The 9,177-nt window shown below is 71.2% G+C and carries 10 protein-coding genes and 2 tRNA genes; 11 read left to right on the top strand and 1 reads right to left on the bottom strand.

Features of this window, described 5'->3' with window-relative positions; genetic code table 11:
* A partial coding sequence (locus RMN98_RS18460; RefSeq protein WP_309650281.1) for a hypothetical protein occupies positions 1–568 on the top strand: 568 nt, incomplete at its 5' end.
* Positions 569–572: 4 nt separating this feature from the next.
* On the top strand, positions 573–1,475 hold the full coding sequence (locus tag RMN98_RS18455) for an alpha/beta hydrolase (RefSeq protein ID WP_309650280.1): 903 nt from the start codon (positions 573–575) through the stop codon (positions 1,473–1,475).
* Here RMN98_RS18455 and RMN98_RS18450 read toward each other — a convergent pair.
* A complete protein-coding gene (locus RMN98_RS18450; RefSeq protein WP_309650279.1) occupies positions 1,450–2,514 on the bottom strand; it encodes a hypothetical protein in 1,065 nt (354 codons plus the stop codon). The two genes, RMN98_RS18455 and RMN98_RS18450, sit on opposite strands and share 26 nt — an antisense overlap.
* Positions 2,515–2,624: 110 nt before the next feature.
* Between RMN98_RS18450 and RMN98_RS18445 the strand changes: the two genes are divergently transcribed.
* From RMN98_RS18445 to RMN98_RS18405, 9 genes are all read left to right on the top strand, one after another.
* Positions 2,625–3,125 (top strand): ribose-5-phosphate isomerase, encoded by a 501-nt coding sequence (locus RMN98_RS18445; RefSeq protein WP_309650278.1) that lies wholly within the window; start codon positions 2,625–2,627, stop codon positions 3,123–3,125.
* A gap of 5 nt (positions 3,126–3,130) precedes the next feature.
* Entirely contained in the window at positions 3,131–3,979 is an 849-nt protein-coding gene (locus RMN98_RS18440; protein ID WP_309650277.1) for a DNA-formamidopyrimidine glycosylase family protein, read from the top strand.
* 37 nt (positions 3,980–4,016) lie between these two features.
* Complete coding sequence (locus tag RMN98_RS18435) at positions 4,017–5,120, top strand: PP2C family protein-serine/threonine phosphatase (RefSeq protein ID WP_309650276.1); 1,104 nt, start codon at positions 4,017–4,019, stop codon at positions 5,118–5,120.
* Positions 5,121–5,245: 125 nt separating this feature from the next.
* Positions 5,246–5,319 (top strand) — tRNA-Gly (locus RMN98_RS18430).
* 44 nt (positions 5,320–5,363) lie between these two features.
* Positions 5,364–5,436, top strand: a tRNA-Pro gene (locus tag RMN98_RS18425).
* Positions 5,437–5,476: 40 nt separating this feature from the next.
* A complete protein-coding gene (tig, locus tag RMN98_RS18420) occupies positions 5,477–6,898 on the top strand; it encodes a trigger factor (RefSeq protein WP_309650275.1) in 1,422 nt (473 codons plus the stop codon).
* A 78-nt stretch (positions 6,899–6,976) separates the two neighbouring features.
* The gene (locus tag RMN98_RS18415) at positions 6,977–8,167 is read left to right on the top strand and encodes a hypothetical protein (protein ID WP_309650274.1); all 1,191 of its coding nucleotides are present in this window, start codon (positions 6,977–6,979) and stop codon (positions 8,165–8,167) included.
* The gene (locus tag RMN98_RS18410; RefSeq protein WP_309650273.1) at positions 8,164–8,628 is read left to right on the top strand and encodes an SRPBCC family protein; all 465 of its coding nucleotides are present in this window, start codon (positions 8,164–8,166) and stop codon (positions 8,626–8,628) included. Before RMN98_RS18415 ends, RMN98_RS18410 begins: the two co-directional genes overlap by 4 nt.
* A gap of 118 nt (positions 8,629–8,746) precedes the next feature.
* On the top strand, positions 8,747–9,177 hold a 431-nt coding region (locus RMN98_RS18405), incomplete at its 3' end, for an ATP-dependent Clp protease proteolytic subunit (protein WP_309650282.1).

Genomic DNA, 9,177 nt, shown 5'->3' with positions numbered 1-9,177 from the left:
CATGACCGCCATGTACCTGCCGACGTTCTACGTCAAGCAGAAGTTCGCGATGACCACCAACCGCTACGAGCTGTTCGCGGCCAACCCGGACGGCACCTTCGGGCAGTCGATGGGCGTGGCGCAGCAGAAGCGGCTGGCCTTCAAGGAGGAGGTCACCTTCTACGCCGACGACACCATGACCCGGCCCGTCTTCAGCTTCAAGGCGCGCAAGAAGATCGACCTCAACGCCGGCTACGACATCTTCGACGAGGCCCACCACCAGATCGGGTTCTTCCGCAAGGACTTCGGCGCCAGCCTGATGCGCTCGACCTTCCACATCGAGGGGCCGGGCTACGCGGGCACCGGCCAGGAGCGCAGCCAGGCGATCGCGATCATCCGGCGCTTCACCGACATCCCCTTTCTGCCGATCCACTTCGACTTCGTCGGCGCCAACGGAGAGCCCCTCCTGGGCGTCGAGCGCCAGGGCTCGGTGCGCGACAAGTACACCGTCCACGTGCCTGACCAGCGCATCGACTTCCGCGTCGCCGCGGCAATGGCGGTCGGGCTCGACGCGCTCATGCAGCGCTAGGTCCGTGCTGTTCCCGGAGGCCCGTCGCGCCGTCGAGGCAGCGGTGGGCGAGCTGGCCGTGCACGACCCCGCCTTCGACATCGCCGCGGCACGCGCCGAGGCTCAGCGGGTTGCACAGGCCGAGCCGCGCGAGGACGTCGGTGCGGTGAGGGACGTCGCCGCGGGCGGCGTGCCCTGCCGGCTCTACGTGCCGCAGGACGCGCAGCCCGGCGTCGTCGTGCACCTGCACGGCGGCGGCTTCGTGCTCAACGACGTCGAGGTGCACGACGCCTCGGCGCGACGGCTGGCCAACCGCACGCGCACGGCCGTGCTGAGCGTCGACTACCGGCGCCCGCCCGAGCACCGCTTCCCCGCGGCTCCCGACGACGTCGACGCGGTGCTCGCCTGGGTGGCACGCGAGGGAGCGACCCACGGCCTCGACGGCCCGGCGTACGCCCACGGCGACAGCGCCGGCGCCAACCTCGCGCTCGTCGCGGCGCTGCGTCACCCTGGCCGCTTCGACGCGCTGGTGCTGATCTACCCATTCCTCGACCCCGGCCAGGGCTTCGACTCCTACCGCACGGCCGCCGACGGCTTCGGCCCGCGCGAGGCCGCCTGGTACTGGGAGCAGTACGCCAGCTGCCCGGACGACCTCACCGACCCCGACCTCGCGCCGCTGCTGTCGGACCGGCTCGGCACGCTGCCCCCGACGCTGGTGGTGACCGCCGAGCACGACCCCCTGCGCGACGAGGGCGAGCACCTCGCGGTGCTGCTCGCCGAGCAGGGGGTCGACGTCGTGGCCACCCGCTACCTCGGGCAGATCCACGGCTTCTGGCGCCACGACCGGGTCTTCCCGGCCGCCGGCCAGCTGATGCTCCAGGTCGCCGGCTTCCTCGCCGGGGTCAGGAGCCGTAGGTCTGCAGGGTGATGCGCGACGCGACGCGGGACGCGCGCTCGCAGTCACCGCCGATCGTGCAGCGCACCAGCACCTCACGGTGCTTGCCGTCCACGGCCAGGTTCATCACGACCAGGAACGCGCGGTTGCCCTCGAGCACGATCTGCTCGTTGTCGTTGAAGGCATCGCGGTAGCCGCCCGCATAGGTCCTCAGGATCCGGCCGGTGCGGACGTCGCGCATCTGCGGTGAGTAGGTCTCGTACTCGGTGGTGAGCAGCACGGAGCCGTCGCCCGAGAGGTCGAAGGGGATCATCTCGTTCTCGAACCCCCGTTTCCACACCACCCGGTCGGGCTGCGAGATCCGGCGGAGCTCGGTGCCGTCGGAGGTGGCGTTGGCGAACCAGCCGTGCCGCAGGCTCGCGAACCTGACGTCGGAGTAGCGGTTGCCCGCCTGCACCCAGACCCGCTCGAACGAGCCGTCGCCCCTCCAGGACTTGAGGACGCGCGAGCTGCCGATGAGCGCGCGGTCGGGCGTGACGTCGAGCAGGTCCCAGAACTCCTCCTCGGTCGAGGTCCACGTGCGTCGGACAGTGCCGTCGACCAGCCTCACCTTCGCCAGCCTGGTTCGGTAACGAGGGTCCGTGCTCGCGACGTAGAGCACGTCGCCGGCGATCTGCCACTCGCTGTCGCGAAAGAGGTCGCGGCGCGGCTCCCCGACGCGGACGACCCGGCCGGACGGTCGCACCCTGAGGACCGCGCTCCTCCCGGCGCCGTACGGCGCCCAGACGATCGCGTCCCGCCGCCAGGCGCCGATCAGGCGTGCGCCGCCGGTGACCTCCTCGGGTGGGGTGAAGTTCACGGTGCGGCCGCCCGGGAAGCGCACCAGGTTGCCAACCATCGAGATGACCCGCGGTGCCGGGCCGCGCTCCAGCCGGAGCGGGTGCTGCAAGGTGTCCGGTGGGTCCGCCGGCATGGGTGCGACAGCCCGGGCCGAGAGGGGCAGCAGGGTCAGGGTGAGGGCGGCGAGGACTCCCGCGGCGAGGGCGGCGAGGCGGCGGGGGTGATGAGGCACAGGATCTCCCGGCAATGATCGTGGATGGGGTGTGACGTGGGGCTCGTCCAGAAGGTGTGACGCCTGGACGGCACGTCGGGTTGTCGCCGCCGTCTGAAAAGATCTCCACCATGCGCGTCCACGTGGGATCCGACCATGCCGGCCTCGAGCTCAAGGACCACCTGGTGGCCTGGCTCGGCGAGCACGGCTACGAGCCCGTCGACCACGGTCCCTTCGTCTACGACGCCCTCGACGACTACCCCGTCTTCTGCCTGCGGGCCGCGGAGGGCGTGGCCGAGGACCGGACCGCCGGGCTCGACAGCCTCGGCGTGGTCGTCGGCGGCTCCGGCAACGGCGAGCAGATGGCCGCCAACAAGGTCAAGGGCATCCGCTCGGCGCTCGTCTGGTCGGAGGAGACCGCGGTGCTCGCTCGCGAGCACAACGACGCCGACGTCGTCTCGGTCGGCGGGCGCATGCACTCGCTCGAGGACATGACCCGCTTCGTCGAGGTCTTCCTCGCCACCCCGTTCTCGGGCGACGAGCGCCACGTGCGTCGCATCGCCCAGCTGGGCTCCTACGAGCGGACCGGTGACCTCCCGCCGCTGCCGGAGTCCGCCGTCCGTGATGCCTGACCGCGATGCCTGAGGGCCACACCCTCCACCGGCTGGCCCGCGACCTGACCGACGCCTTCGCCGGTCGCACCGTGAGCGTGGGCAGCCCCCAGGGGCGCTTCGCCGACTCCGCAGCCCTGCTCGACGGCCAGGTGCTCGAGAGCGCCGAGTCCTGGGGCAAGCACCTCTTCATCGGCTTCCCCGACGACCGGTTCGTCCACGTCCACCTCGGGCTCTACGGCACCTTCGCGGTGCACCCGGACGTCGAGGAGGTCCCCGAGCCGGTCGGCCAGGTGCGCCTGCGTCTCGTGGCTCGCGACGCCCGGGGCTCGTCGTACGCCGATCTGCGCGGCGCCACCGCCTGCGACCTGGTCACGCGCGAGCAGCGCGACGCCGTCCTGGCCCGCATCGGCCCGGACCCCCTGCGCCTCGACCAGGACCCCGGCCGGGCCTGGGAGCGGATCCGGCGCAGCCGCTCCGCCATCGGTGGGCTGCTGATGGACCAGTCGGTGCTGGCCGGCGTCGGCAACGTCTACCGAGCCGAGGTCCTCTTCCGTCACCGCACGCACCCGCTGCGCCCGGGCAACACGCTCCAGGTGAGCCGCTGGACGGCGATCTGGGACGACCTCGTGGGGCTCATGGCCGAGGGGGTGCGCACCGGTCGCATCGACACCGTGCGACCCGAGCACACGCCCGAGGCGATGGGTCGCCCTCCGAGGGCCGATGACCACGGCGGGGAGGTCTACGTCTACCGTCGCCACGGTCAGCCGTGCCTGGTCTGCGGCACGAAGGTGCGCACCGACGTGCTCCAGACGCGCAACGTCTTCTGGTGTCAGCGTTGTCAGCCCACGTTCCGCTCGCGCGCCCTACGCTGAGACCCTCCTCCCCTTCCTCCTCCTCCACGGGAACCCCATGACTGCCACCGTCGACGCCCAGAGGCCTGTCGTGGCGCCTCCGTGGCGTCGCGCCTGGCGTCTCTTCCGACGACGCGGGCTCCTGACGGAGACCCGGATCGCGCTCTGGCTGGTCCTGGCCGCCGTCGCCATCACGGGCGGGGTCGCCCTGTGGCCGGTGGACATGCCGTTCGTCGCCCTGATGCTGCCGCTGCTCGTGGCGAGCATCCTCCTGGGGCCGCGAACCCTGCCGTGGTTCGTGATCTTCCTGATGGTCCTGGTCACCGTCGCCGTCTCCCTCCAGGTCGAGATCACCCCGCGCATCGTCGCCGCCACGGCCGTGCAGTTCGCGATGGGTTCCTTCGTCCTCGCCACGAGCTTCAGACGCGCCAACCTGGGGGTCGGCGGCATGCGCGGGGAGTCGATGTTCATCGACCTGCGCGACCGCATCCTCACCCAGGGCGGCATCCCCGACCTCCCGGAGGGGTGGCTGGTCCAGTCGGCCCTCACCTCGGCCGGCGGTACGCCGTTCGCCGGCGACTTCGTGGTGGCGTCACGGCGTCCCGACGGGTCCGCGCTCGACGTCGTCGTGGTCGACGTCTCGGGCAAGGGGGAGGAGGCCGGCACCCGCGCCCTGTTGCTCTCCGGCTCCTTCGGTGGCCTGCTCGGCGCCCTGCCCCCCGAGCAGTTCCTGCCCGCGGCCAACGACTACCTGCTGCGCCAGGACTGGGACGAGGGCTTCGCCACCGCCGTCCACCTCTCGCTCGACCTGGCCAGCGGCGACTTCCAGATCCGCACGGCGGGCCACCCGCCGGCCGCGCACCGTCTGGCCGGCTCGGGGCGCTGGTCCGTGCTGCGCACCGAGGGGCCGATCCTGGGGCTCATCGACGAGGCGGAGTTCCACTGCGCGACCGGACGCCTCGGCCGCGGTGACGCGCTGCTGCTCTACACCGACGGCATGGTCGAGGAGCCTCGGCGCGACATCGACCTGGGCATCGACCGGATGCTCGGCCAGGCCGAGTCGCTGCTGCGCGGCTCCTTCGACGGAGCGGCCGCCCGCCTGACCGAGGCGCTCGGGTCGCGCGACGACGACCGGGCGATGCTGGTCGTCCACCGCACCTGACGACGGCGGGTGGCGCGGCGGTCGGGGAGTGTCCGCCCGACGGGGGCGTTTGGGGGTCTGTGCCGCCCGTGTGGCACGATGACAACCGCACATTTCACGCTCAGGAAGGGCGTGAGGTGCGACGCGCGGATGTAGCTCAATGGTAGAGCTCCAGTCTTCCAAACTGATTACGCGGGTTCGATTCCCGTCATCCGCTCCAAGGAGCTCCTCCGCACCAGCGGAGGGCGTCTTGAGCACGCAAGACGGGGCGTAGCGTAGTGGCTAGCGCGCCTGCTTTGGGAGCAGGAGACCGCAGGTTCGAGTCCTGTCGCCCCGACGCACGACCCTTTCATTCCAGATCTATGAGGAGACAACCTGTGAAGAGCGCCGTCGAGACCTTGAGCCCGACCAGGGCCAAGCTGACTGTCGAGGTGCCCTTCGAGGAGCTCAAGCCGAGCCTCGACGCGGCCTACAAGAAGATCGCCCAGCAGATCAACATCCCCGGCTTCCGCCGCGGCAAGGTGCCCCCGATGGTCATCGACCGTCAGGTCGGGCGCGGCACCGTGCTGGACGAGGCGATCAACGAGGTGCTGCCGCAGAAGTACATCGAGGCCCTCCAGGCCAACGACCTCCAGCCGCTGGCGCAGCCCGACATCGAGGTGACCAAGTTCGAGGACAACGAGACCCTCGAGTTCACCGCCGAGGTCGACGTCAAGCCGACCATCGAGCTCCCCTCCTACGAGGGCATCGAGGCCGAGGTCGAGGACGTCACGGTCGCGGACGACGACGTCGACGAGCAGGTCAAGGCCCTGCGCGAGCGCTTCGCGACCCTGACCGACGTCGAGCGCCCCGCCGCCGACGGCGACTTCGTCGTGCTCGACCTCAAGGCCGTCAAGGACGGCGAGGTCGTCGAGGGCGCCGAGGTCACCGGCATGAGCTACCAGGTCGGTCGCGGTGGCATGGTCGAGGGTCTCGACGAGGCGCTGGTCGGCCTGTCCGCCGGCGAGGACAAGACGTTCTCCTCCGAGCTCGTCGGTGGCGACCAGGTCGGCGAGGCGGTCGAGATCCAGGTCAGCATCAGCCAGGTCCAGGAGCAGGAGCTGCCGGAGTTCGACGACGACTTCGCCCAGCAGGCCTCCGAGTTCGACACGATCGAGGAGCTCTCCGCCGACGTGCGCGAGCGCCTCGGCCGGGGCAAGCGCCTCGAGCAGGCTGCCGCCGCGCGCGACGCCGTCCTCGAGGTCCTGCTCGAGAAGGTCTCCGTGCCGCTCCCCGAGAGCATGGTCACCGACGAGCTCAACGCCCGCCGACAGAACATCGAGCAGCAGCTCGCCTACGCCGGCATCTCGATGGAGAAGTACCTCGAGGACGAGGAGCAGACGGTCGAGGAGTTCGAGGCCGACCTCGACCGCCGGGTCCGCGACGCCGTCGCCGCGCAGTTCATCCTCGACGAGATCGCGAAGAAGGAGGAGCTCGGCGTCGATCAGCAGGAGCTCTCCAGCCACCTGGTGCGCCGGGCCCAGCAGTCGGGCCAGGACCCCCAGGAGTTCGCCAACCACATGTTCGAGCACAACCACATCCCGGAGATGGTCCAGGAGATCCTGCGCGGAAAGGCGCTCGCGGCGATCGTTGAGACCGCGGTCGTCAAGGACGCCTCCGGTAACCTGGTGGAGCTGAAGAACCTGCGCCCCGACGGCACCATCGGTGAGCCCGAGGCCCCCGCGGCCGAGGCCGACGAGGTGGCTGCGGAGTCGGACGAGACCCCCGCGGAGTCGGACGAGGCTCCCGCCCAGGCCTGATCCGGGCCGATCCTGGTGTGACACGGACCCTGCCGGATTGAGTGCACACCTGTGCACTCGATCCGGTAGGGTCCTGCCATGTCCGAAGCCTCCGGGGTCCCACCAGGGCCCAGCGTCATCGATGCCCTGTCGCTGCTCTCCGAGGTCGCCGGCGAGCTCGTGGTCAAGAGCGCGCGCGACACCCACTTCGCCATCGCCGACCGCGTGGGCAGCGTGGCGCGTCGCGCCACCGGCGGCACCTCGACGGTCCCCGACCTCGTCCACCGCGGCATCGCCGGAGCGGTCTACGGCGGCCTGACCGCCGGCCTCCACGCGGCCTCGGTCGGGCTGGACAGGCTCGCCGCCACCGGCGTCGGCCCCCGTCTGGAGGAGACGCCCCGCGGTCGGTTCGTCAGCTCGGCCGTCAACGGCCTGATCGGCGACACCCTGCTGCGCGACCGGCCCCAGATGGCGATCCCCATGGCCGTGCGCCTCGAGGGGCGCGACGTCGACCTCACCCACGACGCCCTCGCCTCGTCGTACCCTGACGCGAGCGGTCGCCTGGTCGTCTTCCTGCACGGCCTGTGCGAGAACGAGGCCTACTGGGACCTGCACCGCGACGACCTCCGCACGACCTACGGCGAGGCGCTGGCCGGACAGGGCTGGTCGCCGGTCTTCCTGCGCGCCAACACCGGCCTGTCGCTGCGCGAGAACGGCGTGGCGCTGGCCGCGCTGATGCAGCGTCTGGTCGACGCGTGGCCGGCACCGGTGACGCGGGTCGCCCTGGTCGGTCACTCCCTGGGCGGGCTGGTGATCCGCGCGGCCGGTGCCGTCGTCGCCGAGCCTCCGGCCTCGGGCCAGCCGTGGGCCGAGCGCATCTCCGACGTCATCACCCTCGGCACGCCCCATCTCGGTGCCCCGATCGCGTGGGGGATCGGTCACGGCAGCCGCGGGCTCGCCCGGCTGCCCGAGACGGCGGCGTTCGGTCGGATCCTCGACTGGCGCTCCGTCGGCGTCCACGATCTCGTCGCCGGGCTCGCGGAGGACGTGCCCCCGCTCCCGCACGCGCGCTACCGCTTGGTCGCGGCGACCCTCACGCAGTCGCAGCGCCACCCTGTGGGGCACGTCGTCGGCGACCTGCTGGTGCGCCCGAGCTCGGCCTACGGGCGCGACAAGCGCGGGGGCGAGCTCTTCCCGGGCGCCGACGTCCTGCACGTCGGTCGCTCCGACCACTTCGGACTGCTGAACCACCCCGAGGTCCACGCCGCCATGCGAGACTGGCTCGCGTGAGCGCTGATCGTGAGCTGCGGGTCGAGACCGTCGTCGACGCCGACCCGGACCTGGTCTGGTCACTGCTGACCGACTTCTCGCAGATGGCGCGGTGGAGCCCCGAGCTGGTGCGGATGGTGCCCCTCAAGCCGGGCGGGCTGCGCGTCGGTCAGGCCTACCTCGGCCTGAACCGCCGCAAGGCGGTGGTGTGGCCGACCCGGTCGGTGGTGGCGGTCCTGGAACCCGGGCGCAGTCTCGCCTGGGACACCCGCTCGAGCGGGGCACGGTGGATCTGGGAGCTCTCGGCCGAGGGGTCCGGCACCCGCGTCGTGCACCGCCGACCGGTGCCGACGTCGCTCACGGCGATCAGCCGTGCCTTCGCCCCGTTGTTCCTCGGCGGCAGCGACGGCCACGCCGACGAGCTCGAGCGGGGGATGGCCGAGACGGTGGCCCGGCTGAAGGCCAGCGCCGAGTCCACCTGAGGGAAATCTGCTGTCGGCGAACAGGGGCCCAATGCCCGTGGAACTGTCGGTCCTTCGGGCTAGTGTCGAGCACGTGAACCAGATTCCCAGTCCCGCAGGCTCGTCGCACGGCCCCCAGATGGGCGCGGGCGGCGGGCTCAACGTCCTCGACGACCACATCTACCAGCGGCTGCTGCGAGAGCGCATCGTGTTCCTCGGCTCCGAGGTGCGCGACCAGAACGCCAACGCGATCTGCGCCCAGCTGCTCCTGCTCTCGGCGGAGGACCCCGAGGCCGACATCTTCCTGCACATCAACTCGCCCGGTGGCTCCGTGGATGCCGGCATGGCGATCTACGACACCATGAACTACATCCCCAACGACGTCGCGACCGTCGGCATGGGCCTGGCCGCCTCGATGGGCCAGTTCCTGCTCTGCGCGGGCACCAAGGGCAAGCGCTACGCCCTGCCCCACGCGCGGATCATGATGCACCAGCCGTCGTCCGGCATGGGCGGCTCGGCCTCGGACATCAAGATCCAGGCGCAGCAGTCGCTGCACATCAAGAAGGTCCT

This window comes from Nocardioides sp. (genome assembly GCF_031397825.1).
In the GTDB taxonomy this organism is placed as follows: domain Bacteria; phylum Actinomycetota; class Actinomycetes; order Propionibacteriales; family Nocardioidaceae; genus Nocardioides.
This window is presented reverse-complemented; position numbering and strand designations above follow the sequence as displayed.

Excerpts from the sequence above, each read along its gene's own strand:
- RMN98_RS18445 (WP_309650278.1), top strand. The coding sequence starts at position 2,625 with ATGCGCGTCCACGTGGGATCCGACCATGCCGGCCTCGAGCTCAAGGAC.
- RMN98_RS18415 (WP_309650274.1), top strand. The coding sequence starts at position 6,977 with ATGTCCGAAGCCTCCGGGGTCCCACCAGGGCCCAGCGTCATCGATGCC.
- RMN98_RS18435 (WP_309650276.1), top strand. The coding sequence starts at position 4,017 with ATGACTGCCACCGTCGACGCCCAGAGGCCTGTCGTGGCGCCTCCGTGG.
- RMN98_RS18440 (WP_309650277.1), top strand. The coding sequence starts at position 3,131 with ATGCCTGAGGGCCACACCCTCCACCGGCTGGCCCGCGACCTGACCGAC.